The organism is Ilyomonas limi, assembly GCF_005233845.1.
Taxonomy (GTDB): Bacteria; Bacteroidota; Bacteroidia; order Chitinophagales; family Chitinophagaceae; genus Ilyomonas; species Ilyomonas limi.
In genome coordinates this window covers 156610-182711 of sequence record NZ_SZQL01000008.1, presented here as the reverse complement: position 1 = coordinate 182711, position 26102 = coordinate 156610, and the positions used below count along the sequence as shown (strand labels likewise).

The 26102-nt window shown below is 41.6% G+C and carries 23 protein-coding genes; 8 read left to right on the top strand and 15 right to left on the bottom strand.

All coding sequences use genetic code 11. The annotated features are described in order from the left end of the window. Positions 1-57: 57 nt before the first annotated feature. Positions 58-1068 (top strand): hypothetical protein, encoded by a 1011-nt coding sequence (locus FC093_RS11785; protein WP_137261985.1) that lies wholly within the window; start codon positions 58-60, stop codon positions 1066-1068. A gap of 57 nt (positions 1069-1125) precedes the next feature. On the opposite strand, the gene FC093_RS11780 is transcribed toward FC093_RS11785, so the two are convergent. Continuing rightward, positions 1126-1821: a DUF4397 domain-containing protein gene (locus FC093_RS11780; protein ID WP_137261984.1), complete on the bottom strand. Its 696-nt coding sequence runs from the start codon at positions 1819-1821 to the stop codon at positions 1126-1128. An 83-nt stretch (positions 1822-1904) separates the two neighbouring features. Here FC093_RS11780 and FC093_RS11775 point away from each other — a divergent pair, with 83 nt between their 5' ends. Next, positions 1905-3335: an L-serine ammonia-lyase gene (locus FC093_RS11775; protein WP_137261983.1), complete on the top strand. Its 1431-nt coding sequence runs from the start codon at positions 1905-1907 to the stop codon at positions 3333-3335. A gap of 171 nt (positions 3336-3506) precedes the next feature. Here FC093_RS11775 and infC read toward each other — a convergent pair whose 3' ends face one another. Then, positions 3507-4076, bottom strand: coding sequence for a translation initiation factor IF-3 (infC, locus tag FC093_RS11770; RefSeq protein WP_137261982.1), 570 nt, complete (start codon positions 4074-4076; stop codon positions 3507-3509). A 388-nt stretch (positions 4077-4464) separates the two neighbouring features. Next, a complete protein-coding gene (gene thrS, locus FC093_RS11765) occupies positions 4465-6402 on the bottom strand; it encodes a threonine--tRNA ligase (RefSeq protein ID WP_137261981.1) in 1938 nt (645 codons plus the stop codon). Between the two features lie 423 nt (positions 6403-6825). Here thrS and FC093_RS11760 point away from each other — a divergent pair, with 423 nt between their 5' ends. Continuing rightward, complete coding sequence (locus FC093_RS11760) at positions 6826-8367, top strand: S8 family peptidase (protein WP_137261980.1); 1542 nt, start codon at positions 6826-6828, stop codon at positions 8365-8367. Between the two features lie 164 nt (positions 8368-8531). On the opposite strand, the gene FC093_RS11755 is transcribed toward FC093_RS11760, so the two are convergent. After that, a complete protein-coding gene (locus tag FC093_RS11755; RefSeq protein ID WP_170971063.1) occupies positions 8532-10469 on the bottom strand; it encodes a gliding motility-associated C-terminal domain-containing protein in 1938 nt (645 codons plus the stop codon). A 106-nt stretch (positions 10470-10575) separates the two neighbouring features. Between FC093_RS11755 and FC093_RS11750 the strand changes: the two genes are divergently transcribed. Then, entirely contained in the window at positions 10576-11400 is an 825-nt protein-coding gene (locus tag FC093_RS11750; RefSeq protein WP_137261978.1) for a purine-nucleoside phosphorylase, read from the top strand. A 246-nt stretch (positions 11401-11646) separates the two neighbouring features. Here the strand turns inward: FC093_RS11750 and FC093_RS11745 are convergent, their stop codons facing one another. Continuing rightward, positions 11647-12006, bottom strand: coding sequence for an Hpt domain-containing protein (locus tag FC093_RS11745; RefSeq protein WP_137261977.1), 360 nt, complete (start codon positions 12004-12006; stop codon positions 11647-11649). Between the two features lie 3 nt (positions 12007-12009). After that, positions 12010-13386, bottom strand: a complete 1377-nt coding sequence (locus FC093_RS11740) for a sigma-54-dependent transcriptional regulator (RefSeq protein ID WP_137261976.1) — start codon at positions 13384-13386, stop codon at positions 12010-12012. Positions 13387-13879: 493 nt separating this feature from the next. On the opposite strand from FC093_RS11740, the gene gatC reads away from it, so the two are divergent. The 3 genes from gatC (at position 13880) to FC093_RS11720 (ending at position 15617) form a co-directional block, all read left to right on the top strand. Then, on the top strand, positions 13880-14170 hold the full coding sequence (gatC, locus tag FC093_RS11730; protein ID WP_137261974.1) for an Asp-tRNA(Asn)/Glu-tRNA(Gln) amidotransferase subunit GatC: 291 nt from the start codon (positions 13880-13882) through the stop codon (positions 14168-14170). Positions 14171-14184: 14 nt separating this feature from the next. After that, positions 14185-14898, top strand: coding sequence for an ABC transporter ATP-binding protein (locus FC093_RS11725; protein ID WP_137261973.1), 714 nt, complete (start codon positions 14185-14187; stop codon positions 14896-14898). 158 nt (positions 14899-15056) lie between these two features. After that, on the top strand, positions 15057-15617 hold the full coding sequence (locus tag FC093_RS11720) for a cob(I)yrinic acid a,c-diamide adenosyltransferase (RefSeq protein WP_206106555.1): 561 nt from the start codon (positions 15057-15059) through the stop codon (positions 15615-15617). Positions 15618-15868: 251 nt separating this feature from the next. Here the strand turns inward: FC093_RS11720 and rplL are convergent, their stop codons facing one another. The 6 genes from rplL to FC093_RS11690 form a co-directional block, all read right to left on the bottom strand. Beyond that, complete coding sequence (gene rplL / locus FC093_RS11715; RefSeq protein WP_137261972.1) at positions 15869-16252, bottom strand: 50S ribosomal protein L7/L12; 384 nt, start codon at positions 16250-16252, stop codon at positions 15869-15871. Between the two features lie 141 nt (positions 16253-16393). Further along, positions 16394-16933: a 50S ribosomal protein L10 gene (gene rplJ / locus FC093_RS11710; protein ID WP_137261971.1), complete on the bottom strand. Its 540-nt coding sequence runs from the start codon at positions 16931-16933 to the stop codon at positions 16394-16396. A gap of 64 nt (positions 16934-16997) precedes the next feature. After that, complete coding sequence (gene rplA, locus FC093_RS11705) at positions 16998-17690, bottom strand: 50S ribosomal protein L1 (RefSeq protein WP_137261970.1); 693 nt, start codon at positions 17688-17690, stop codon at positions 16998-17000. 28 nt (positions 17691-17718) lie between these two features. After that, positions 17719-18162, bottom strand: coding sequence for a 50S ribosomal protein L11 (rplK, locus tag FC093_RS11700; RefSeq protein ID WP_137261969.1), 444 nt, complete (start codon positions 18160-18162; stop codon positions 17719-17721). A gap of 228 nt (positions 18163-18390) precedes the next feature. Further along, positions 18391-18750 (bottom strand): Uma2 family endonuclease, encoded by a 360-nt coding sequence (locus tag FC093_RS11695; protein ID WP_137261968.1) that lies wholly within the window; start codon positions 18748-18750, stop codon positions 18391-18393. A 254-nt stretch (positions 18751-19004) separates the two neighbouring features. After that, complete coding sequence (locus tag FC093_RS11690; RefSeq protein ID WP_137261967.1) at positions 19005-21230, bottom strand: DUF4954 family protein; 2226 nt, start codon at positions 21228-21230, stop codon at positions 19005-19007. 314 nt (positions 21231-21544) lie between these two features. Here FC093_RS11690 and FC093_RS11685 point away from each other — a divergent pair, with 314 nt between their 5' ends. Continuing rightward, positions 21545-22066, top strand: a complete 522-nt coding sequence (locus tag FC093_RS11685) for an acyl-CoA thioesterase (protein ID WP_137261966.1) — start codon at positions 21545-21547, stop codon at positions 22064-22066. Between the two features lie 61 nt (positions 22067-22127). Here the strand turns inward: FC093_RS11685 and FC093_RS11680 are convergent, their stop codons facing one another. From FC093_RS11680 to FC093_RS11670, 3 genes are all read right to left on the bottom strand, one after another. Beyond that, positions 22128-22964 (bottom strand): hypothetical protein, encoded by an 837-nt coding sequence (locus tag FC093_RS11680; protein ID WP_137261965.1) that lies wholly within the window; start codon positions 22962-22964, stop codon positions 22128-22130. Positions 22965-23281: 317 nt separating this feature from the next. After that, positions 23282-24625 carry a sensor histidine kinase gene (locus FC093_RS11675; RefSeq protein WP_137261964.1) on the bottom strand — a complete coding sequence of 448 codons (1344 nt, stop codon included), beginning with the start codon at positions 24623-24625 and terminating at the stop codon, positions 23282-23284. After that, complete coding sequence (locus FC093_RS11670; RefSeq protein WP_137261963.1) at positions 24615-25976, bottom strand: sigma-54-dependent transcriptional regulator; 1362 nt, start codon at positions 25974-25976, stop codon at positions 24615-24617. The genes FC093_RS11675 and FC093_RS11670 overlap by 11 nt, the downstream gene beginning before the upstream one ends. Positions 25977-26102 lie beyond the last annotated feature (126 nt).

Here is a 26102-nt window from a genome sequence, read left to right as displayed (position 1 = left end):
AAACCTTAACGCTTTGTTACGCCTTTGCTGTGCAGCAAAAATTATATTTGTTGAAGTATGAAGTATAAGCTATTGTTTGCTGCCTGCCTGTTATTTACCTCTTTTGTGCATGCACAAAACATAACAGGAATATGGAAAGGTTATTTCCTGACGGGATTGGGCATGTTCAGAGAGAAATACAATTACGAAGTGCAGATAAACCAATTGCCCAGCAAAGCATTACGTGGTGTTACTTACTCGTATCATACTACCACTTTTTATGGCAAAGCTTTGCTAAAAGGCGTTTATAATGGGAGCACGAAAAATATCATTTTTAAAGAAGATACACTGGTAGAAATGCGGGCTGGCTTTGGCACTTCGCCCTGCCTGTTTACCTGCTATTTAGATTACCATAAAATAGGCACTACCGAATCGCTGGAGGGTACTTTTACCAGCGTAAGAGTAAGTGATGGTGGCGATTGTGGTGGCGGCACCGTTTATCTGGAACGGGTGCAGGAGTCAGACTTTCATAAAGAAGATTTTTTGACTAAAAAACAACCTGCAACAAGGCCTGCTGCGCCACCAACAAGATCGCTTGTGCAAAAAGCAAAGCCTCCGGTTATTACCCGCAAACCGCCCTTACTCAAAAAAGATACGAGCCAATTGAGCATTCAGCAGCCAATAACCAAACCGCCGGTAACAGAAGATACTGTACCCAGGCGGGTGCCTGTGCCACCTGCATTAACAAAACGGGAAAATAGCCTTGTAAGAAAAATTACCACCGATTCGCCTGACATCAAAATAGACTTGTACGATAACGGTGAAATAGATGGCGATACCATCACCGTATATCACAACAATGAGGTAGTGGCATATAAAAAATTACTTGGCACCGAGCCGGTTACCATCCATGTTAAAGCCACTGCAAAAAACAGTCTGCACGAGTTTATAATGTACGCCGATAATTTAGGCAAAATACCACCTAATACGGCCTTAATGGTTATTACTACCGGCGGGCAGCGCTATGAGTTGTCTATTTCTTCATCATTACAAAAGAATGCAAAGGTGGTGATACAATATCAGCCATAAAAAAGTGCAGCCTGATAGCTGCACTCCACATTGCTTTTACACAAAAATCTTATGCTTTTATCCATGTTTTACCACACCCAGACCTATAGCTGTTGTGCCGGTAGTATCCGGGTAAAATCCTTTAATAAACAAAGTATAAATATGCTTGCCATCAAAAGTAATGCTGGTATCTTTTAAAGATTCATTATTATTGAGGGTTATAATCTGAAAATTATAAGTACCGGCTTTCATAGGTAAAAACGAGTTCTTTTCTCCGGCACTTTGCTGGGTTTCAAAACCGTGATAGGGCCAAACGGGACTTGCAGAGTCTTTTATGCGAACGCTCAATGGCACTGAGTTAGGTGCAAAGTTGTAGAAACGCACTTTTACCGAATCGGTCGCATTAGGATAGCTCACACTGTCTTCCACCAAAATTGATTTCATCCTGCTGGCAGAATCAACTATAAAAATGCTGTAAAATTTTCCGGATTCGGTTGTGAAGTTGCTGTTTAACAGTGTTGTGTTCGAATTATTGGCAACCGTTAAATTGCCGGGCCCGGGAATGACCTGGTTATAATAATTGGGTACGCTGCCATATGATACATTGGAGCCTATAATATTGCCATTTAAAACAATAGAGGTATTAACAGCATTGGGCGATACCAGGTCAACTAAAACGCCTGCACGCGGAGTACTGACGCTGCCATCATTCTTAAAACAACCTGCAAACGCTACAATGGCTACTGCGGCAACGGCTAATGTCCTTTTCTTCATACTAAACAGATTAAATTAATTTTACTTTTTTGAATAGATGCAATTACCAACTTAAAACGTTGCCTCAATAAAAAAATTATTCTATGCCGCACGAAGCGATTTCGGTTTTTGACATGTTTAAGATAGGCGTGGGACCTTCCTCCTCTCATACGCTGGGCCCCTGGCGGGCAGCTATGCAGTTTGTGCAAATGTTGAATGAAACTTCTTTACTGGAAAAGCTTACTGCCGTTAAAGTGTTGCTATATGGCTCTTTAGCTAAAACGGGCAAAGGGCATGGAACTGATTTAGCCGTTCAAATGGGCTTGATGAACGAAGACCCGGTAACCATAGATGTAAATAGTATTCAGTTTTCTATTCAGCAGATATTGGAGGGTAAAAGATTGCTGGTTGGTGGAAAAAAGTGGCTCTATTTTAATCCCGAAGAAGACATTGTTTTCCTGATGGGTGAATCGTTGCCTTATCATCCTAATGCGCTTTCTTTTTTAGCCGATTTTTCTGATGGTACTAATATTTGCCAGAGTTTCTATTCGGTAGGTGGTGGCTTTGTGATAAAAGAAGGCGAACAAGGCAGTACTGCGGGCGAAAATATAGACCTGCCTTTTCCTATAAACAACTCCAACGATCTGCTCTATTGGTGCATGAAAACCGGCTTGCCCATTTATGGTATTGTGCTCGAAAACGAAAGTGCCTGGCGACCTGAGGCTGAAACCAAAGCCGGTGTTTTGCACATCTGGCATACCATGCGCGATTGTATTTATCGAGGCAGCCATACCAATGGCGAACTGCCCGGAGGCTTGCATGTACGCCGCCGCGCGTATGCCTTGAATAAAAAACTCGTAGGCAGCAGCATTTATACAAATTATGAAGGTTGGATGCAGGTAATTAAAAGCAGCATCCATAACTTTCAGCATGTACTGGACTGGATTAGTTGTTTTGCCCTTGCGGTAAACGAAGAAAATGCTTCCTTCGGGCGGGTAGTAACAGCGCCTACCAACGGTGCTTCAGGTACTATTCCTGCCGTATTGCTGTATTATATTTTGTTTTGCAACGGCGATTCGGACGAGCAGATTATCCGCTTTTTATTAACTGCCTCGGAGGTAGGCAGCATTTTTAAAAAAGGAGCAACCATTTCTGCAGCAATGGGCGGGTGCCAGGCAGAAATTGGTGTTTCGTCTGCTATGGCAGCGGCGGCGCTTACAGAAAGTTTGGGTGGCACACAACGGCAGGCGTTGATGGCTGCCGAAATAGCCATGGAGCACCACCTTGGCATGACCTGCGACCCGATTGGCGGATTGGTGCAGGTGCCTTGTATAGAGCGCAATACAATGGGCGCTATTAAAGCCATCACCGCATCGCAACTGGCATTGCAGAGTATGCCGGATTATGCTAAAGTATCGCTGGATGCCGTAGTAAAAACAATGTGGGATACCGCCAAAGACATGAACTTCAAATACAAAGAAACAGCAGAAGGCGGGTTGGCCATAAATATACCGTTGGGGATGAAGGAATGCTAAGTTTTTAGATAATGATGTTGCCTGATGAAATTGATAAGTAAAACCTTGCTAAACGCCGCGGTTTAAATGCGTATTCGTATAAAACTGAATTCTTCACTTATGAAAATACGAAAGCGGAGCATGTTTTTAAACTAATTAAACATGCTTCGCTTTTTATTATAAAATTAATTACTAAGCCTTTTTTTTCTGGCTCTTAGGCGCAAACATTGCCAGCATACGCTTGCCTTCCATTTTTGGCATGCTTTCCAGCATACCTACATCTGCCAGCCGCTCTGCAAATTTCAATAGCAGCAATTGCCCACGGTCCTGAAACATGATGGCACGTCCTTTAAACTGCACGTACGCCTTTACTTTGTTGCCTTCTTTCAGGAAGGTTTCTGCATGTTTGGCTTTAAAGTCAAAATCATGATCGTCGGTGCCTGGCGTAAAACGAATTTCTTTTACCTCGCTTTGCTTGGCATTGGCTTTCATTTCTTTTTCCTTGCGCTTCTTTTCGTACAAAAACTTTTTGTAGTCAATGATTTTGCAGACGGGCGGATCGGCGTTTGGCGATATTTCTACCAAATCCAGTTCCTGCTGCTGCGCAATGCGGCGGGCTTCGTCGGTGGGGTAAACGCCGACTGTTACATTGTCGCCTACGAGGCGAACCTGTGGTACGCGGATTCTATCGTTGATACGATGTTCAGGCTCCGGCTGCCTGTTAAACCTTGGGTTAAATCTTCCTCTGGGTGGTAATGCCATTAATTGACGTTTGGTGAATAATTGTTTTTTGTGTGATTAAAATAAAAGTTATCCAACTAATTCTATCATTGTATATAAAAGCGCTATCATAACGAACATCGTACTTACAAACAGGTCACAATTTTATTAAATTCTGCACGCATTTCGCTCTTTAAGTAAGAAAAGTCTATTTGCATATTTCTTTTTAATAATTGAAACTTTATTACGCAAATAAACTAATTCCGATTTGCCTGCAAGGCTGTTTTTCTTCTTTAAATTTATTTTCTGCTATTTGTTCTATTGCCTCTGGAAAAATACGCGCTTTTACTTCATCAACATTGAAGTTTTGTTTAAAAAGTCATATAATCTTATGTATTGACTTGCCATCATACTTTCATAAAAATAGAAACTATTCTCCAGATTTACGATCGGCTATTTCTTCCAGAATATGTGCTGTAAATTCTTCAACCGTTTGCGTGCCCACATCGCCTTTGCCCTGCCGGCGTACAGACAATTTATGCTCCAGCGCTTCTTTCTCGCCGATCACCAGCATATACGGCACACGGCTTAGCTCTGCCTCACGAATCTTTTTACCTATTTTTTCGCTGCGCTCATCTGTTTCAACTCTTATGCCTTTTTTGCGCAATTGGTCTCTCAATTCATTCGCATACGGTAAAAACTTATCACTAATCGGTAGAATTTTTACCTGCAATGGCGACAGCCAAACTGGCAGCTTACCGGCATAATGCTCCAGTAAAAATCCTATAAAACGCTCGTGTGTGCCCAGCGGTGCGCGGTGAATAATCAACGGTGTTTCCGGTTGGTTATCGGCATTGGTGTATTGCAATTTAAAACTTCTGCCCTGCGAAAAGTCAACCTGGTTAGTAGCCAGTGTAAACTCGCGGCCAATTACACTAAATATCTGCACATCTATTTTTGGACCATAAAAAGCCGCTTCATCCTGCACTTCAATGTAAGGAATGTTAGATTCAATTAAAACCTGCCGCACCATTTCTTCGGTTTCTTTCCAAAGTTCCGGCTCGTTTACGTATTTTATCCCCAGCTTTTCAGGTGAGTGCAGCGACAGGCGCATGACGTATTTATCTATACCAAAAATCTTAAAATACTTCAGGTACATTTCATTTACTGCCCTAAACTCATCGGCAAACTGCTCTTTGGAGCAATAAATATGCGCATCATTCATGTGCAGGCAGCGTACGCGCATTAAGCCAAATAGCTCGCCGCTTTGCTCATAGCGATATACTGTTCCATATTCTGCAATGCGATATGGAAGATCCCGGTAGCTCTTAGGTTCTGCTGCAAATATTTTATGATGATGCGGGCAGTTCATGCTTTTAAGATAATATTTTTCCCCTTCCAACTCCATTGGCGGATACATACTATCGGCATAATAAGGCAAATGCCCGCTGGTCAGGTACATGCTTTCCTTGGCAATATGCGGGGTTACTACGCGCTTATAACCAGCTGCCGATTCCGTTTCTTTTGCCAGTTTTTCCAATTCCTCAATGATGATGGTTCCGTTGGGCATCCACATAATCAAGCCCGGACCAACATCATCATCCATCGTATAAATACCCAGTTCTTTACCCAGCTTGCGGTGGTCTCTCTTCTTGGCTTCTTCCAGCATGTGCAGGTATTCATCCAGTTCTTTCTGGCTTGGAAAAGTAACACCGTAAATGCGGGTCAATTGCTTGTTCTTTTCATCGCCTTTCCAATACGCACCGGCTATATTAGTAAGCTTAATAGCTTTAATAAAACCAGTGTTGGGGATATGTGGCCCACGGCACAAGTCGGTAAAACTGCCCTGGGTATAAAAGGTAATTTCACCATCGTTCAAGCCCTGTAGTAAATCCAGTTTATATTCATCACCCTTTTCTTCAAAATAAGCTACAGCATCCCTTTTTGCAATAGGCTTACGGATGTAAGCATTGTTTTGCTTTGCCAGCTCATTCATCTTTTTTTCAAGTGCACGCAAATCTTCCTCAGTTATTTGCCTGCCACCCAGATCCATATCGTAATAAAATCCTCTATCAATAGCAGGCCCTACCCAAAACTTCGCACCTGGAAAAAGGCTTTCTATCGCCTCTGCCATGAGGTGGGCAGATGAATGCCAGAAGGTGCTTTGGCCGTCTTTATCCTGCCACGTGAGCAAGGTAAGTTTTGCATCTTCATTGATGGGGCGAGTAGCATCCCACACTTGCCCGTTTACATTGGCAGCCAGCACTTTACGTGCCAGCCCATCGCTGATGGACTTTGCAATATCCAAAGCAGTTACACCGGCTTCGTATTGCCTCACGGCGCCATCCGGTAGCGTAATATTAATCATGCAATTAAAAATCAATTTTAGGGCAGCAAAAGTAGCAAATGATTTCAATCACCCGCTGTATATCATGCTAATATAAGATTCTGTTGTATTTATTTTTAATTTGAATAAACTGCCAGACAAGAATTGCATTTAATAATCGGAGAAAACACCTTTGGTGTTTTTTTGATATGTATGGGACAAGCTTTGGTGCTGCTATGAAGCTTTTGGTGTGTCACTCACTTCAACACCTGCACATAAATGAGCATTTAAGCGGTACGTTTTTTTGCCGGAGAGGAACGCGGAAATTGCTATGATCAGTTTAATCTCCGCCTGCATGGCTCCGGTCATGCGGAAGACAATCATCAGGAAACGTTATCATCCGAAATTCGTTGGCGCAAACATTATCCAATCAAGTATATTTGATACGCCAAACACTTATCTGTTATGAAAAAAGTTGCTGCTTCTCTTTTGCTACTGTTATTGTTTAGCGCCTGTAATAAAAGCATACAAGACAATACCATTATCAACAATACTAATCAACAACATCCATTACTTTCTGCCAAAGACATCAACAGCTTTATAGAAAGTGAAATGCAACAAAAGGGCTCCTTTGATTGGAAAGATGCCTCGCCGCAAATGGTATGGAGTGCATTGCAACTAAAGGATAAAATAATGTGCGTTGGGTATAAACCTGCCAACTTCACCGATATTGAAAACAAGATAACTTCTATTCACCTGAATGATTTGCAGTGGAAAGCTGCTAAGGAAGCTGTGCTGGATATCATTTATAAAGAAGAAGTAAAGTACAATCCATCGCTCAGGCGGGAAGACCTTGAGGTATGGAAAGAAAACAAACTGCCGGTGATAGATGTAAAAATTGAAAGCCAGCGAACTATAGAACTGTTGCGCCAGTGCCCGCTGGTGCGCTATGCCGAACCTATGGCTTACGACCCGCTTGCCGAAGAAGAAGCAGCCGCAATACAAAAAGAATACAGTTTGATTGGCTCGGATGGCAGCGGCTGCGGCGATTATGCCGGCGATGCTGATTTGGTTGCCAAAAGAGATTACACCGGCATTGCACCGGGCACCAAAATGTCGTGGAATTTTAAATACCACAATATCAATAAGGCATGGACAAAAAGTACCGGTGCTGGCGTAAAAGTAATGGTGATTGATACCGGCGTGAGTCCCGACCAGGACGACTTGGGTAGTCACTTTAACCAAGGCAGATCTACTGGCAGAACAATAGAAAAAATGGTTACGCTGCCCGGCGAAACTTCACCGGATGACTTGTGCGGACACGGCACCACCATGAGCGGTGCGGTAGCTGCCCCCAGAGGTACCGACAGCAATAGTGTGGGCGTGGCTTACAATTGCAACTTTGTAATCTGCCGCGCCGCACACGATGTTTATTTGGATGAAAGTGCTGAAATAAAGGGGGTAAGTGATGCTTATACCTCGGCTGCCGATGATGCTGATGTGAAAATTATCAGCCTTAGCCTGGGACGCATAACCGGCAACGGACAAATAAAAGATGCCATACAGTACGCGTACAACAAAGGCAAGCTGATGTTTTGTGCAGGCGGCACTTCTTTTAACTGGACAGCAGGTTTCGTAGGGGTGATTTTTCCTGCAAGCTTAAGTACCGTACAAGCCATTACAGGTGTGAAAAATACCAATACTTTGAAGGCTTGTAGTGATTGCCACAAAGGCAAAGCCATAGACTTTGTGGTTGTAATGGAGCAAAATGCTACCGGCATTCACCAATTATCTACTGCACTTAGTGGCAGTGTTCCTACTACGGTTGGCGGTTCATCTGTTTCTACCGCTACGGCTGCTGGTATAGCAGCATTGGTGTGGAGCAAATTTCCAGGCTATACAAGAGAAGATGTGGTGAATAAATTGCAAACGACTGCCAGCCTGTACCCTAATAAAAACAAGAATTTCGGTTGGGGGAAATTAAATGCAGATGCCGCTACGAATTGAGTTGTTTGTGTTTGCCACAAATGCGCAGAGACACAAAAAAGCATACAGATATTCTAAGGTTAAGTATAACTTTCATAAAGAAAAAGGTTCCGAATTTTTAGAAGGTTCGGAACCTTTTTCTTTCTTTTTCAATCTTTCGTGTCTTTGTGTCTTCGTGGCAATCATTACCGCAGCAGCATTATCCAGCCACTTAACTTTGGAAAGTTACTTTTCAAATCAATTACATAATAATAAGAAGCTACTGGTAAAGGGGTGCCATTGTACGTGCCATTCCAAGGGCGTCCATTGCCTTTGGCTTTATATAAAAGCTGCCCATAACGGTTAAAGACAGTAATATCTGCTTCGGGATACGTTTCTATATTTTTCAAAATCCATTTATCATTAATACCATCACCGTTGGGCGAAAAAGCATTAGGAATATCTACTTTTTTAAAAACCCTTACAAACACCTCATCAATGGCAATACCGCAGCCTTGCAGCGATTGTATGTGTAATGTATAAGTAGTGTTTTGGGTTGGTGCAGCAATAGGTTGTAATAATTGCGCTGTGGTAAGGTTTATATTTGGCGTCCAGTTGTATGTAATATTAGTGCCGCTTGCAGTACCTTCCAAAACTACTGTATCACCTTCCATAATTTGCTTGTTCGGACCTGCATTGGCTATTGGTTTCTTCCAAACAAATACTTTGGTAAAAGCAGTATCGGTACAGCCTTTTTCATTAGTGACAATAAGCGTATAATTTGTACTATCTGCAGGCGATGCCACCGGATTGGCAATAGCTGCATTGGATAAGCCTGTTGCTGGAATCCATTGATATATAAAGCCACCACTGCCTTGCAATTGCGTGCTGCTGCCTTCGCAGATACTTACATCATTGCTAACAGCAGCGACAGGGCTTTTATTCACAAGCACCCTGGTGCTTGCAGTAATACTGCAACCGGCTGCTGAGGTAATATCTACTGAATAAACACCATCGTACCTGCTGTTTGCATCAGCTAAAACAATAGTACTATCTGTAGAAGAAAAGTTATCAGGTCCTGCCCAGTTGAAAGCTGTGCCCTTGTGTGCCGATAAGATAATGTCTTTGCCTTCGCAAAACGGATTATTGGTCGTGATGTCCGGCGATGGCTTTTCGTTAATGCTAATGCTTACTACATTGGATGCAATACGGCATTGTACCGTATTAATATTGGAAGTTTTGCCAACCGATAGCCGGTATTGTGTACTCGCTACTTGTGCATTCGCTGCAATATTTATGGGTAAAGAAAGCGAAGTGGCACCTGCAATATCGGTCCAGGTTGTACCATTATTGCTACTTTGTTGCCATTGATAAGCAGGATTAGTATATTCTGCTGAAACAGTACTTTCCAAAACAAGATTGGCTGCAGTACCCTGGCAGATGTTAGAATCCGCGCTGTTATTATCACCCTTTATAAAAGCTGTAACGGCAGGTCCGCATGGGCGAAAAGTAATATCATCTAATGCTAAATCGTTGCCGCAGCCACCGGGACCATTATTGGTTAGCCGTAATACAATATCGCTGTTGTTACTGTTGGTAAAAAAGAAGCCAAACTGCTGCCATTGTGCGAAAGCAGTGGCCTTGATATCGCCGGTGTTGTATTTCGCAATCAAAGAGCCATCTGTATTTTCAATAGAAAAAGTAATGTTGGGAATAGTGCCATTCGCGTAGCAAAAAGATCCGGTTGCCAATATATTCATAATCCAGCTTGCAAATTCATAGGTGGTATTGCTGCACAAGCCACGTACGGTATCTACATAAAAATCACCCGGATCCTGAGACGCATTTATAATCATCATCATGCCGTTTATATCATTGGGTGTATGGTCTTCTCTCAATGGATGCCAGGAATTATCTGCTGCATGGCACTGTGGTACCGCCGATGCAATAGTATATTCACCATCGTCAGGGCAATCCTGATCAAAGCGGTAGCTGGTTTGCCGTGATGTTAAGGGCTGACTTACCGTACCAAAAGTGATATTGACTACGGGATCGCCCAAACTGCCGGTACACAGTTGAGCCTGTAATTGATTGGCATACATACAGCAAAGGCAGATAGTCGTGGCAAAGAAGTATTTCAGCAATGGACAATAATTGAGGTTTTAAAATTAGCAGTATTTGTTTGTTACAACTACACTTTGCGGCGCTATATATTTGTGGTTTATTCAGTTTTTATATAAATACATGACCATGGCTGAACCACTATTGCAACAACTACAAGAAACTGCAGCATACATCCAATCACAATATGCCCATCAGCCATTGGTAGCTGTTGTGCTCGGCAGCGGACTGGGCAATTTTGTAAACGAGATAGATATTGAAAAGGAGATCCCCTATAGTGATATTCCTTATTTCCCACAAAGCACAGTACAGGGGCATAGCGGTAAAATGATATTTGGTAAATTGAACGGCAAAACAGTGCTGGTGATGGCAGGGCGCTTTCATTTTTACGAAGGCTATACGCCGCAGCAGGTATCTTACCCGGTAAGAGTAATAAAGCAATTGGGTGTGCAAACGCTATTGCTTTCCAATGCTGCCGGTGCTGTAAATGCGTCTTATAAAGTAGGCGACCTGATGATTATTACCGACCACATCAGCTTCTTCACTGTCAATCCATTAATCGGGAAAAACGAAGATGCTCTGGGTACCCGCTTTCCCGATATGAGCGAACCTTATAATAAAAAACTAATTGCCAAAGCAAAAGAAATAGGTGCGCAGTATGGCTATCACCTGCATCAGGGCGTGTATGTGGCGGTTACTGGCCCTACGTTTGAAACACATGCAGAATACAGGTTAATAAAAGCAATCGGCGGAGATGTAGTGGGCATGAGCACGGTACAGGAAGTGATTGTAGCCCGCCATAGCGGTATGGATGTATTTGCCGTGAGTGTAGTTACTGATCTGGGTATTCGCGAAGATGATAATATTATTACTCACGAAGAGGTGCTGGCGGCTGCCAGCGAAGCAGAACCCAAACTGACAAACCTGTTTAAAGAAATGGTGAAGATGCTGTAAGAAAAAAGGTACAAAAATAAAGGTAAAAGTTGCGAGCAAATACGATTAAAGACTAAGGGGTAGAGTAATGCTGCTGACGTAAAATGATTAACGGCTTTAGTAAAAACGTTTTTACTAAAGCCGTTAACATATAATACAATATCTCAGATTCAATGCATCTGATCAATATAAATTGTGTTTACCCAAAAATCTAAAGCAATAAATCAAGCGAACTTTTTGTACAACGTACTACATTAAAATAATAGTTTATTCATTCATTTGTTTAGCAGTCATTGCTATTACAATATTTACTTTCTGCACCAATTCGGGCAAAGAAGTAAGCTGTTTTTGTTGTCTTGCATTCAACTCGATGGTACGAATATCATCTTTAATAGAGGCAATCTTCAGGATGTCAATGCTCGACTTGAGTTTGTGTGCCAGAAAGCCCACCTGAGCCCAGTCACCTGCACTACAAGCGTTCAGCATTTTAGTGGCATCTGCCGGCGTATGATTGATAAATGCCTCTTTGATTATGCGGATAAACGCCTCATCATTCTGATGAATTTCTTTCAAACCTGATAAGTCGTATAGTTGCTCAATGTTGTACATGATATTGGAATTTTGCATTAGTTAGTAAACTTTTTCTGGAACATTTAATTCTTTATTTTTTATCAAACGATACAAAGTAGATTTCCCAACATTCAATACCTGCGCTACTTTCAGCACATCATAATCATACTTTTCAAGGTAGTCCTGTAATAGTTGCAATGTAAAGCGCCGTAATGTTACCGGCTCTTCCAGCGAGGTAATGCTGCCAGGCATAGTAGCAGATACACGTTGCGTATGTGCCAGTTCTATTTCTTCGCCATCACTCATTACACAACTTAAATCAATAATAGATTTAAGCTCGCGTATGTTGCCGGGAAACTGGTAATTAAGCAATTGCTTTTTAGCCTCGAGCGAAAGGTATTTTTTAGGTAAATTATTCTCGCTGCAAAACTGTTCTATAAAATGTTTGGCTATCAGCAGTACATCATTTTCGCGGTTGCGCAATGGCGGCAGATGAATATTTAATCCCAGTAAACGATAATATAAGTCTTCGCGAAAGGTGCCTTTTTTTACCTCTGCCAGCAGGTTGCGATGCGTAGCCACGATAATGCGCACATCTACCGGAATGATCTTGTTGCTGCCCACGCGCGTAATTTCTTTTTCCTGCAATACCCGCAGTAATTTTGCCTGCAGCGTAATGTCCATTTCTCCTATTTCATCTAAAAACAGGGTGCCTTTATTGGCTTCTTCAAACTTGCCAATGCGTTGGGTAACGGCGCCGGTAAAAGAGCCTTTTTCGTGCCCAAACAGTTCACTTTCCATCAGTTCGGCAGGTATGGCGGCAATATTTACCGGAACAAAAGGCCTGCTTTTGCGGGTAGAATTAAAGTGAATAGCTTTTGCTACTAAATCTTTACCTGTACCTGTTTCGCCGGTTACCGATACAGTGATATTGGTCAGCGCCGCTTTTTCTATTAAAGAGAAAACCTGCTTCATTGGCGTACTGTTGCCAATAATGGCTTTCTGAAAATTGTATTTTTTAGATACTTCTGTTTGCAGCGTTTCAATTTCTTTCTTCAGCGAAATTTTTTCTTTGCAGTTTTTAATAGCAACCCATAGCCGGTCTTGCGTTTCGCTATCTTTTACGAGGTAGTCGTCTGCGCCTTTCTTTAGCAGGTCAATTGCCGTTTGTACATCTTGCTGGGCAGATACGATCACTATGCGCACTTCCGGCAACACATCTCTTATTTGCTTCAGCAATTGCATTGCATTGCCATCCGGCAACGAATAGTCCAGTGTAATAAAGTCCGGCTTCTGGTGCAGGGCTTTTAGTAGTTCGGCTCCCGTTGTAAACGATTTTACCTCATGCTCCGGATTCAAACTTAGAAAATGATGCAGGATGGTATTGTACAATTTGTCATCTTCTAAGACAAAAATTAAAAAGTTTTTTCCTTTCATAGCCCGATATTGGTTCGTCAGATTTCTGGATATAAATATCGGACTATATTTTCTATATTTAAAAATCTAGGGCATTAAACCTGCTTTAAAAAACAATAAAAGTTTGTGATAACCATTAAAATTACAATGGATTACAAATATTTAAGGGTTATACAGCAAATAGAAAGCTGTTTGTTGCACCTTCTACTGGTCGTATCCTATTCATTATATAATGGTAATTAGGTGTGCTGGTTAGCGTAAGTTTAAGATGTAAGGTTTAAAATTTGCCTGACCAGTAAGCGGCGCGGCATTTGGCGTTACTTTCTGTGAGAATAGTTCTGTTGTTATCCCTCACACGCTCTGCCCACTTTAGTTTTGCAGCTTTTATAACATCGTATAGCTCACGTTTTACATCATATATGCAAAGCGTCATCCCAATACTCATCTTGTTAAGCTTTATCCGCTGCTGTAAAAAAGCAGGCACAACAATTTTGTTTCTTTTATTTTTGTTTATATGAAAATTACCGATGAGCTAATTGATGAACTGGCGCAATTGGCACGGCTTGAATTGGCATCTGAAGAAAAAGAAGGCTTAAAAGCCGATCTGGGACGTATGATCAACTTTGTAGAAAAGCTCAACGAAGTAAACACAGATGGCGTGGAGCCGCTGCTGCATATAAGCCCACGCATGAATGTACTGCGCGAAGATGAAGTGCTGGGTTCCATCAGCCAGGAGGAAGCTTTGCGGAATGCACCGGCAAAAAATGAAGCGTTTTTTCTCGTACCTAAAGTGATAAAAAAATAATACACCAAACCATTATGCAATCTATCATCCATCTCGAAGGCATCCTGAAAAGCTATTTCATGGGTACGCAGGCTATTCCTGTACTCAAAGGCATTTCGCTGGACATATATAAAAACGAATATGTAGCGCTTATGGGGCCTTCGGGTAGTGGCAAGAGTACGCTAATGAATATACTTGGCTGCCTGGATACGCCTACCGGCGGCAGGTATGTGCTGAACGGAAAAGATGTGAGCAAAATGGCTGATGATGAGCTGGCCGATGTGCGTAACATGGAGATTGGCTTTGTGTTTCAGCAGTTTAACTTGTTGCCGCGCCTTACCGCTGCCGAAAACGTGGCGTTGCCGCTCGTATATGCTGGTGTGAGCAAAAAGGACCGTACCGAGCGTGCAATGGAAGCTTTGCGTAAAGTGGGACTCGCTGACAGAAGTCACCATAAAAGCAATGAAATGAGTGGTGGACAAATACAACGTGTAGCTATTGCGCGTGCCATTGTAAACAATCCTTCTTTGCTGCTGGCGGATGAACCTACGGGAAATTTGGACAGTAAAACTTCGGTGGAAGTAATGGAAATATTTGGAGCTATACAAGCTGCCGGTAATACAGTTGTTTTAGTAACGCACGAAGAAGATATTGCTGCCTATGCTAAGCGTGTGATACGCCTGCGTGATGGTCATATTGAAAGTGATAGCATGAATGCTCATGTGCACGCAACAGCAGCAAGCGTGTAACAATTGCAATAGTACATTTTAGAACTTTCCCTGTCTTAATGTTCGTCCTCACACTCAACAACGAGTTAAGGTAATCAAAGGTTCGTGAAGACGTAAGCCCTGGCTTACTACCATTCTATTCCTTGTTATATTTCAACAATCAATAACATTCTTATTCTGTGGCTATAAAAATTTACACCAAAACCGGTGATGCCGGTAATACTTCTTTAATCGGTGGCACTAAAATTCCAAAAAGCCATATACGTATAGAAAGCTATGGCAATATAGATGAGTTGAACTCGTATTTTGGCTTGGTAAGCGATTACTTGCAGAATGAAGCATTGAAGAATGTATCGAAAACAATACAAGACCGCTTATTTACCATCGGTTCTTCGCTCGCCTGCGACCCGGATAAAGAAACCGGTATGCATCTGCCTGATTTAAGAGAAGAGGATATTAGTTTCTTGGAAAAAGAAATAGATCGCATGAATGATGCTTTACCTGTAATGAAGCATTTTATTTTACCCGGCGGTCACGTAGCTGTTTCTACTATTCACATTACCCGCTGTGTTTGCCGCCGCGCAGAGCGCAGTGTGGTAAATCTGTTGCAACACGAACAATTTGTAGAACCATTAGTAATTAAATATTTAAACAGACTAAGCGATTACCTGTTTGTACTGGCAAGATATGTGGGTAAACAGTTGGGGGTGGAAGAAGTTATTTGGGAGCCACGAAAGTAGCGCACGAGATATCCGGAGATAATTACGCGAATTGCAAGAATTTATAGCACACGGATAGTATGGATTAAAGCATGGATAAAAAAGGAGATATTATACTAACGAATCACGAATCAGATTCATCAGCTATTATTATCAGTCTAATCATTATTCAAAACTCAATTTGCACATAAAGTCCGTGTCATCCAGGGGCTATAAAAAAACAAAGGAGCTGCGTATAACACAGCTCCTTTTAAATGCAATTATTGAAATAATTATTTTACTTCAACATCAGCACCTGCTTCTTTCAGCTTAGCAGCTAAGTCGTCAGCTTCGGCTTTAGCAACACCTTCTTTGATAGGTTTTGGAGCGCCGTCAACTAATTCTTTTGCTTCTTTCAAACCTAAGCCAGTTAAGTCTTTTACGATCTTAACAACCTGCAGTTTGTTTGCGCCACCGCTTTTCAGGATAACGTCAAATGCTGTTTTTTCTTCAGCAGCAGGAGCAGCAGCGCCACCACCAGCAGCAGGACCAGCAACAGCTACGGCTGCAGCAGCAGGCTCGATGCCGTACTCGTCTTTCAAAATTTTAGCTAATTCGTTAACTTCTTTTACAGTTAAGTTAACCAGTTGATCTGCAAAGGCTTTTAAATCTGCCATGATTTCAAATTTTTGCCGCCTTCATTGCCTGTGCTCCGGCGGAATGTTTAAAAAAATTTGTGTTGTAGTTACCTCTCAGGCTTGAGGTAAGTATTTGTAGTTACCGGTTACTGGTATCCAATATCCGGTAACTAATATTAATTATTGTGCTGGTGCAGCCTCTCTTTCTTCCAGTGCTTTGATGATGCCGGCGAGTTTGCTGCCTGCATTTAAGCCGCTGATAACATTCTTGGCAGGAGATTGCAACAAGCCAATGATTTCACCAATAAGGTCTTGCTTGCTTTTCAGCGTTTTCAGCGTATCCAGTTGGTCGTTACCAACAAAAATAGCTGTATCAATGTAAGCTGCTTTTAAGATGGGCTTTTCGGTATTGGCATCTTTACGGAAAGAGCTAATGAGCAGCGCCGGCTCTTTTGCATTCTCGCTAAAGAGTAGGGCTGTTACACCATTCAGGCTGTCGTACACACCGCTGAAACGTTCTGAATCTATTTGCTCTAACGCCTTACGGATAAGCGTGTTTTTAGCTACTGTTACTTCTACGTTTTTGTCGAAGCAAACACGGCGTAATTTATTTACCTGAGCTACTGTTAATGCCTCGGTATTGGTGATATAAAAGTTATTATATTGATTGAATTTCTCTTTAAGAACGTCAATCACTTCGTTTTTTTGTTCTTTGGTCATAACGCTTTTGTTTGTGCTTCTGAACTATTCAAAACAATAATTCCTAAGCGTTGTGAAGGATTTTTTAGCTTTGAACAGATTTGGTGTCGATAGAAATACCAGGGCTCATTGTGCTGGCCATGCTTACACCTCTGAGGTAAATGCCTTTTGCGGTAGTCGGCTTCAGCTTCATTAATGCATTGATTAATTCCTGGCTGTTGGCAGCAATTTTTTCAGGATCAAAAGATATGCGGCCGATAGAAGCATGTACAATACCTGCTTTATCTACTTTGAACGCAATTTTACCGCCCTTTACTTCCGTTACTGCTTCGGCTACATTGTTGGTAACCGTACCTGTCTTTGGGTTGGGCATCAGGTTGCGTGGACCTAATATTTTACCCAATCTACCAATTTTAGGCATTACCGATGGTGTAGCAACAATCACATCTACATCTGTCCAGCCGCCTTCAATTTTTTGAACGAATTCATCCAAACCTACGAAGTCTGCACCAGCCGCCTTTGCTTCGGCTTCTTTATCGGGTGTGCACAAAACCAATACACGCTTGGTTTTGCCGGTGCCATGTGGCAGGGTAACAGTGCCACGAACCTGCTGGTCTGCTTTTTTGGGATCTACACCAAGGCGCACGTGCAGGTCAACAGAAGAATCGAATTTGGTGGTATTTATTTCTTTAACGAGCGAAGAAGCAGCCTGCAAAGAGTAATCTTTGTTTTTGTCCACTTTTGCTTCCGCCAGCTTTCTTTTTTTAGTGAGTGCCATTTGCAAAAAGTTGTAAGAGTTTAATAAATTAAGATTGCCATGGAGCGTTTCCTTCTACGGTAATGCCCATGCTGCGTGCTGTGCCAGCCACCATTTTCATGGCGCTTTCCAGTGTAAAGCAGTTGAGGTCGGGCATTTTGTCTTTAGCAATAGTTTCTACTTGTTGCCAGGTTACTTTGCCCACCTTAGCACGATTACTTTCCTTAGAACCTTTTTGAATTTTGGCAGCTTCCATGAGCTGAATGGGTGCGGGAGCCGTCTTAATAACAAAATCAAAAGACTTGTCGGTATAAACGGTGATGATAACAGGAACTACTTTTCCTATTTTATCCTGCGTTCTTGCATTAAATTGCTTGCAGAACTCCATGATGTTTACGCCCTTACTACCGAGCGCGGGACCTACGGGCGGTGCGGGGTTGGCTTGGCCACCCTTAACCTGCAACTTTACGTAGGTTGCAATTTCTTTAGCCATTTTTATACTTTTTTTGGTGATAGCGTTCCGATTGTATCGGAACTCCCAATTTCTTACACAAAGAACTTTTTGGGAGCGCGAAGGTAAGGGAATATTATTGAATAAGGAAGATGGAATATTGGAATATTTTGTAAAATATTGGGGAATTTTGAGATGAGATTGGCAATTATTCTTCAAATACTACTCCTCTATATAATGTATTCACTTCAATATTCAGCCCGATTGCTTCTATTGCAAAGCTTTCTTCTGCCTTATTATAAGCCGTGAATTGCCATTTATTATCCACTTATTATCCGCCTGCTTTTTATATTTTCCCATCAATACTCCGGTGAAAGAAATAAGAATATATTCTTTTAAAGAAGGCAAATCCCGGTATAATTTAAATTTACTGCCACGGTCATGATCCTGGGTTGATTTAGATAATACTTCGATAATTACTACTGGATTGGTAGCTGTATCGGTTCTGTTTTTGAACATCTTTAATGGCTCGCAGAAAATGGTTAGGTCTGGGTAGGTGAACAAAGAATGTGTCTCTATGTAAACACGCAAATCACTTGGAAGAATTTCACAGGTTTTGTCTTCAAAGATAACTGCCTATTGTTATGGTGGCATTTCGCACAATACGGTTATGTGCTATGCCAGGACCAGCTATAGCAAATACTTAGCCTTTGTAATATGCATGCTTTTCCAGAGCTACTTCTTCTGCAGCTAAGTAATCTTCAACGCTAATGTATTTGCTGGCTGGTATTGCGCTCATATGAACCCCTTTTTGTAAAAATAAGATTTATTATTTTTATCAACTTTGGCATAAAACTTAATCCATGTTATTTGTAAAACCTGTTTTAAATAACCTGCTGCATCAACTTCTCCTTCAATTCCGCAACTTTATTTTTAAATGCTTCTACTTCTTTCGCCTGCTGTAAGATAAAGCTATTATCCTCCAGCCTGCCTACTACTTTCTCCATTTCCAGTTCACTTTCATACACCATTTTTCTAAACGGATTATTGTAATCTTTGGCGCGTGAAGCGTGGATGGCTGCTGCTACTTTTTCTTTTATTACAATTGCATCTTCCAATAAAATGTGTATTTCTTCCATGCTCAACATATCTAAAGGCATTTGCTTTACTTCACTCAACGAAGCTAATTGATGCAGCAGCTTTTGCTCCGGGTATCGTTGTCCTTGTGTTATATAAAATTGATGTACATCAATCCACGAAGCTATTTCTCCTTCTTTTATCAGCCGCTTTGCTTTTTCCACTTCATCTTCCGGAATTAATTGTCCGCCTACATTCAGCCAATTATTTCTGTGTGCGTAAGTTGCTGTTTTTAACAATGATTGCAAACCAGTATAATCATATTGTTCAGCCACTGTTATTAAGCCACAAATGCCATAAAAAGTAATCATTTCCCGGAAAGCATCATACGCCTGCTGCACTTTGGTAATCGCCGTTTTACGCTTTGCATTTTCAAAGCCGGCAACATTTATTTCCAGCTCTTTGACGACTTCATTTTTTTGCTGTAATAATTGTCTTCCTTCTAATAGGCATTGTTCATCGGTGGGTAAAATTTCTGGTCTTTTTTCGCGGTAAAAAGCTGCACCCACGGCTGTTTCAAACAGGGCAATTGCATCAAACATTTCGTTTACGCTATCCGGGGCCAAAAAATCAGTTTCCAAAAACTGGATGCGTTCTGTGCGGTTATCTCTGTCTGCATACTTCCACGCGTTGCGTGCGAGCGCATACATGTTGTACAAAAACCAATACGCCGGCATCACCACCAGTCTGTCTTTTGCCACATCGTTGCTTACCAATGCAAATGGAACAGGTATATTCAGTTCGTAGTTATAATCGCCTTTAGCAATAATGGTGAAGGACGCTACTTTAGTATTATGTTTGAGGCTTACACATAAGCCTGGCCAAAAGCCTCGTCCCACAATAATTTCACCATCGGCACCACGCGAATTATGATTGCTGCCGATAGTTGCACCAGCCGGAATATTGCTTTGCCCCATCACCATCGCCGCGCACAAAAACGAGTTGTTGTGGTGCTGCTCGTGCGATGGGAATATTAAAGAATTCAACACTTCGCAACAGGAGATTGTAGCATTATTGCCTAAATAAGAATTAATTAATCGTGCTCCATATTTCAACTGCGAGTGCGATGCCATTATAAACCGCACTGCTTTTACACCATAAAACACGCGGCAGCCAAAACCGATCACGCCATTTACTAATTCGCATCCTTCACCAATCTGCGTTTGCCCTTCTTCGCCCGAATTGATGGTAAGATTTTTTAGCTTGTTAGCACCTTTTATGTAAGCATCGGCACCAATCCAAACATCTTTAATAATACCACAATTTTTTATCACTGTGCGGTCACCAATTTTGCCATAATAACCGCGCGCTACCTTGTATTCTTTTTCGGTAAATTCTTTAAAGCGCTCGAGCAATAAATCATCTTCGCGGTAGCGGCTCCACAGCCATGCATCACCAGCCTGCATGCTTACAAACGGAATTACTTTTCTGCCGCCATTTTCATTACAGATTTCCAGCCAGATGCGTACGCTTTCCTCCTCACCTTCTTTTACAATGCCGTTACCAAATTTAGAATGGTCGGTAGTTACCAACTCATTTACATTGGTAATTATCACTTTGCTACCGGTAATGTAATGCGACATATAATGCACATTATCTATGGCTACGTTATCGCCAAAATCACTGCTGATAATGGTAGAGTTGTATAGACCTACAGGTAGTTTCAAATCGCTGAAAGAGAGCACATAAGGCTCTAATTTACCAATGCGCACCAAACCATAAAATTTGCAATTCTTTACCAGTTCGGGGTTGAAAGCATCAGATACGAGCAGGTTGTTCCAGTTGTCGCTGGTGTTGCGGTTACGTACGAGCACTTCTATCTCATAAGCCGTTAATTGCCGGTAATTAATGCCACTACGGTTTTGCAGGTTGCGGAGGTAATATTCATCTTTACCTTCTGGCAGGTATGCCTGTGCAATAAAGTGGTAGCCAAGTGCGCTTACGGTACTTTTAGTAATATTATTCTTGCCCATCAAAGCTGTGTTTACAAGGTTTATGGCGAAAGTAGTGAGAATGGATAAATCTTTCCTTTATCAAAATGCTTTTATGCTTACAAAAAGTTTAATAATTGATGTTTAAAAAAGATGTTTGTGAACATGCATCTTTTAACGCAAAGATACCGGAGTACAGCACAGCGGCGCATAGAGATATAGCAGTTGCTTCTATCAGATTAATTAAAAAATTCAAAAGCAACGCCATCTAAAGTAATCAGGAGACATCAAGTCCTAAACACATCAGGAGACATCACGATCCATACACCTGCTTATCTTTGCCGCAAATTAAAGTTATGGAAGGTAAAAAAGCAATAGAAAGCCTTACGGTAATGAACGAAATAGTGCTGCCCAACGATACCAATGTGTTTGGCAATCTCATGGGTGGCCGCCTGATGTACTGGATGGATATTGCTGCTGCCATGGCATCTACCAAGCATTGCAACTCGGCAAGCATGACTGCCAGCGTAGACAACATCAGTTTTAAAACACCTATAAAACTGGGCAATGTAGTACATATAGAAGCTAAGGTGACACGTGCCTTTAACACATCTATGGAAATACATTTGAAAGTGTGGGGGGAAGATGTACTGAACCAGCATCAATATGAAAGTAATGAGGCGTACTTCACGTTTGTAGCATTGGATGCCACTGGCAAACCTAAGTCTGTACCGGCATTAATTCCTGAAACTAAAGAAGAGCAATTATTATACGAAGGTGCTTTGCGCAGAAGACAAGTGCGTCTCATTTTAAGTGGCAAAATGAAGCCCGATGAAGCAGCGGAGTTGAAGGCTTTGTTTATGCCGCAAGAAGTTTAATGTTAAAGGTGTAAAGAACCGGCAACCTGACTTTAGACATTAAACTTTAATCAATGCAACATCACTGATATTGATACTCGATTTTTCCTACGAGTTGCTGTTGCTTGTTGTACAGCAACTCTTTTTCTTTTAGTCCATTGTCGTTATAAATGTATTGCCAAATCATGTAGTCGCTTCTTCCTGCGGGTACCTGCATCATTTTTATTACACGCCCGTTGGCATCGTAATCATATAAAAAATCGGGCAGCATTTTTTTAACGCGATAGTTGTAGCGTACAATATCGGTAAGCTGATTGTTGGCGTTGTAGTAGTAGTAATAATTTTCTACTGTACGCCCTTTACGCTTCCAGGTTTCCTGTGCCACATTGCCATTATCGTAAGTAAAGACCACCAGCGTAGTATCGCTGCCATCTTTTATCTTCAGCATTTGTGCAGGCTGCCCGTTACTGTTGTATTGCCAAAGATGCACTTCGGTAGAGTGGCTGTTCATAAACGTATCTATAGTTTCGGTAGTAATGGAAGCAATATCACCGGCACCGTTGTAAGTGTAAGCGGTAGTGGTCAACACATTCGCCGAGCTATCCTGGGTAGATACCAGTTTCCCGTTCTTGTATGTATTTACAGTTAATAAATTGCCTGTGGAAGGATAACTTGCATTAACAGTAACGGTATTTGCATCAGGTGAAATCGTTTGTTCTAACTGAAAGTTTTCCGTGGGCTGGTTATCACTTTCAAAACTTTTTGCAGTTACATGCGAAATATGATTAGCCTTTAAAGCCTGGTATTGCTGGGCAGCCTGCTTTGTAGCTACAATATCGTTGTAATAATATTGGCTATATGCTGCATTTAAACAGCCTACAAACAACACTTGCAGCAAAACACCTTTTATCCAATTCATACTACAAAAATAACGTGTTGGTTGGGGCAGATGTTGTAAGGATGAGTTTTATAGGTTTTTTATGAAAAGCAATATAATGTACAGTGTGGTTCTATGAATGATATTAGATGTGTGATTACGGTGTATTCGTCATTGGGAGCGAAGTAATCTGTGGGCAGTAGTACAATCAAAATAAGCCTTAAAGAGGTTTGATTTGTTAGCTTCAAAGGACAAATATGTTTCTTTCTTCAAATCATGTCATCTATATTGATTTAAGCATAGCACAGAGCACTTCGCTACTGCTCAGAATGACGGAGTATCTCTGTCCCAAACCTCCGTTAGAATTGCAGCGTAAATGTTGTGCCCTCGCCTACAGCACTTTGCACGGCAATAGAACCTTTGTGCAGTTGCATGATTTGCTTACACAAGCTTAAGCCAATGCCGCTGCCGGTTTTTTTTGTGGTGAAAAAAGGTACAAATATCTTGTCCATTATCTCCGGCTCCATGCCATAGCCGTTATCTGATACTTTGATGATTACCTTTTTGTTGCTGTTTACACTGCCGGATAAGCTGATAACCGGATTAGCTTTATTTTTTACTGCATCAATCGCATTGATAACCAGGTTAATCAGCATCTGTTCAACAAGGTTTATATCGGCTTCCAGTTGCAGGCTGGTATCTTTCAGAATCACATCCAGTTCTATATTCTTGGCTTCTAACGTGGGCTCCATCAACTGGTATAAATTCTCGAATATATCCCGTACATAAGCCGTAGTGAGTGTAAGCGTTTGTATTTTATTCAGATTGCGGTATGTATCTACAAACTTCAATAAGTTTTCGCTGCGGCGGCGAATGGTATCTATGCCCATTTCCAAATCTTCCACCGAATTGTTATTGTCTGCAAGCACGGGCAAGGATTCATGCAGCCGGTCTTTGAGTGTGCCAGCAAGGGAAGAAATGGGCGCTACCGAATTCATGATTTCGTGTGTAAGCACACGCAGTAATTTTTGCCAGGCATTGTTTTCGGTTTCGTCCAATGCTTCGTTGATGTTCTGAAAAGCAATCAGTTTATACATACTGCCATCTGTTTGAAAGGCCGTAGCAGACAGTAAAATTTTAATAGCTGTTTTTTCAGGATGGACTTCGGTAATCAGCGTTTCGCCGGGTTTCAAATCTTTTACTTGCGCATGGAGTGCTGCATCGCGTATATCCAGCGAATCAATAGTGCGCAAATATGGCACTTGCAGCAAATTCTTCAATGCCTCATTCATCCATACTACTTTGCCATCTTCTATGCTGTAAGAGAGAATGCCGGTATCTACCAACTCCAATATTTTTTGCAGGTATTGATATTGTGTTTCTTTTTCGCGGGCAATTTGTTTAAATGCCAGGTTAATTTCATTAAACCCTGCACGCAGCGGCTGCAAGCCTGCAGGTGCCAGTTTTACATTAAAGTGGCGCGAGAAATCGCGGTAATGAATGGCTTCCACAAACTCTTCTACTTCGCGCTGTGCTCTTTTGTGAAACAAATAAAAATTGAACACCTGGTATATCAGCACCGGCGAGAGCATGATGGCATAGACGATCTCGGAATTGACTATGAAATAAGCTTCGATAGTGAGTATAACAAAGAGAATAATAACGCGGGAAAGTATGCTTAACTCGTATTTTTTAAATGTCATATTTACTCAATCTCCTGTAGAGTGCAGTACGTGTAAGACCCAGCTCTTTAGCAGCTTTTGTAATGTTGCCGCTATGTTTTTCTATTACCCGCAAAATAGTATTTTTTTCCAGATGGCTCAGGTTGCTGTCATCGTCTCCAACCGTAACGGCAACCGGCGCCGATTCGATAGGAGAGAAGATTAAATCGCTGCTGTGGAGCACCTCGCCATCGCTCATGATAATGGCGCGTTCTATGGTATATTGCAGTTCGCGCACGTTGCCAGGATAATGATAAGATTGCAGTTTTTCAATAGCCGATTTATCAAACTCAACAGCCGGTTTCATGTATTTGGTAGCATAGATATTGGCAAAATGTTTTGCCAGCATCAGCATATCTTCCTTGCGCTTACGCAATGGTGGAACGGTGATTTCTACGGTGTTGATGCGGTAAATCAGGTCTTTGCGAAAGCGGTTCTCATTAGCTAAATCTGCCAGTGTAACGTTGGTAGCACAAATCAACCTGATGTCGATAGGAATTGGCTGATTGGAACCTAATTTAGTTACCATTCTATTTTGTAAAACGGTCAATAATTTTGCCTGTTGCGTAAGCGAAATATTGCTAATTTCATCCAGAAACAGCGTGCCGCCGTTTGCACTTTCAAAGCGCCCTTCGCGCTCTTCGCGCGCATCTGTAAATGCACCTTTTTTATGCCCAAACAATTCACTTTCAAATAAACTATCCGTAAGTGCGCCTACATCTACTTTTACATACGGCTGCTTAGCACGTAATGATTTTTGATGAATCGCTTTGGCAATCAAATCTTTACCGGTGCCGTTTTCGCCCAGTATCAGAATATTGGCATCGGTAGGTGCTATTTTGGAAATTTTATAAAAAATATCCTGCATTACTTCGCTTTCGCCCAGCAGCTCGGTACCAATGATGCTGTCTTTGCTGTTGCGCGATTCGGCACGTTGCTGTTTATGGTTTTTTTCCAGCGCATCTTCAACGGTGCTAATGAGTTTCTCGTTATGCCAGGGCTTTACCATAAAATCGAAAGCGCCTTCCTTCAGCGAGCGTACGGCAAGATCAATATCAGCGTACGCTGTTATCATAATTACCTGCAGGTTGGGCTTCAGATCCTTTACACGTTTCAACCAGTACAAACCTTCATTACCGGTATTAATGCTCGATTTAAAATTCATATCGAGCAGGAGCAGATCAAATTGGTGCTCTTTGAGCAGCGCAGGGATGTTCTCCGGATTTTTTTCGGTAACAATTTTTTGTACTTCATTTTTCAACAACATGCGAACGGCAATCAGCACATCCGGGTCGTCGTCAACGGCAAGTATGGAGCATTTTTTTAGACTCATATTGGTATATTAGGACAAAGGGGTTACTTAAAATCAGTTCAGTTTCAGTATATAACGAACAAACATACTGAAATGTTACAAAAATTTTCGTTTATGCTATTTTGTATCCGTTAAAAACAGTATAAC

What these genes read in the sequence shown, in the direction of transcription:
- infC (WP_137261982.1), bottom strand. Translation starts at nt 4,076, where the DNA reads ATGGCATTACCACCCAGAGGAAGATTTAACCCAAGGTTTAACAGGCAG.
- FC093_RS11670 (WP_137261963.1), bottom strand. Translation starts at nt 25,976, where the DNA reads ATGAGTCTAAAAAAATGCTCCATACTTGCCGTTGACGACGACCCGGAT.
- FC093_RS11675 (WP_137261964.1), bottom strand. Translation starts at nt 24,625, where the DNA reads ATGACATTTAAAAAATACGAGTTAAGCATACTTTCCCGCGTTATTATT.
- FC093_RS11690 (WP_137261967.1), bottom strand. Translation starts at nt 21,230, where the DNA reads ATGGGCAAGAATAATATTACTAAAAGTACCGTAAGCGCACTTGGCTAC.
- thrS (WP_137261981.1), bottom strand. Translation starts at nt 6,402, where the DNA reads ATGATTAATATTACGCTACCGGATGGCGCCGTGAGGCAATACGAAGCC.
- FC093_RS11780 (WP_137261984.1), bottom strand. Translation starts at nt 1,821, where the DNA reads ATGAAGAAAAGGACATTAGCCGTTGCCGCAGTAGCCATTGTAGCGTTT.
- gatC (WP_137261974.1), top strand. Translation starts at nt 13,880, where the DNA reads ATGAAAATTACCGATGAGCTAATTGATGAACTGGCGCAATTGGCACGG.
- FC093_RS11685 (WP_137261966.1), top strand. Translation starts at nt 21,545, where the DNA reads ATGGAAGGTAAAAAAGCAATAGAAAGCCTTACGGTAATGAACGAAATA.
- FC093_RS11725 (WP_137261973.1), top strand. Translation starts at nt 14,185, where the DNA reads ATGCAATCTATCATCCATCTCGAAGGCATCCTGAAAAGCTATTTCATG.
- FC093_RS11740 (WP_137261976.1), bottom strand. Translation starts at nt 13,386, where the DNA reads ATGAAAGGAAAAAACTTTTTAATTTTTGTCTTAGAAGATGACAAATTG.
- rplJ (WP_137261971.1), bottom strand. Translation starts at nt 16,933, where the DNA reads ATGACCAAAGAACAAAAAAACGAAGTGATTGACGTTCTTAAAGAGAAA.
- rplK (WP_137261969.1), bottom strand. Translation starts at nt 18,162, where the DNA reads ATGGCTAAAGAAATTGCAACCTACGTAAAGTTGCAGGTTAAGGGTGGC.
- FC093_RS11680 (WP_137261965.1), bottom strand. Translation starts at nt 22,964, where the DNA reads ATGAATTGGATAAAAGGTGTTTTGCTGCAAGTGTTGTTTGTAGGCTGT.
- FC093_RS11750 (WP_137261978.1), top strand. Translation starts at nt 10,576, where the DNA reads ATGGCTGAACCACTATTGCAACAACTACAAGAAACTGCAGCATACATC.
- rplA (WP_137261970.1), bottom strand. Translation starts at nt 17,690, where the DNA reads ATGGCACTCACTAAAAAAAGAAAGCTGGCGGAAGCAAAAGTGGACAAA.
- rplL (WP_137261972.1), bottom strand. Translation starts at nt 16,252, where the DNA reads ATGGCAGATTTAAAAGCCTTTGCAGATCAACTGGTTAACTTAACTGTA.
- FC093_RS11760 (WP_137261980.1), top strand. Translation starts at nt 6,826, where the DNA reads ATGAAAAAAGTTGCTGCTTCTCTTTTGCTACTGTTATTGTTTAGCGCC.
- FC093_RS11775 (WP_137261983.1), top strand. Translation starts at nt 1,905, where the DNA reads ATGCCGCACGAAGCGATTTCGGTTTTTGACATGTTTAAGATAGGCGTG.
- FC093_RS11785 (WP_137261985.1), top strand. Translation starts at nt 58, where the DNA reads ATGAAGTATAAGCTATTGTTTGCTGCCTGCCTGTTATTTACCTCTTTT.
- FC093_RS11745 (WP_137261977.1), bottom strand. Translation starts at nt 12,006, where the DNA reads ATGCAAAATTCCAATATCATGTACAACATTGAGCAACTATACGACTTA.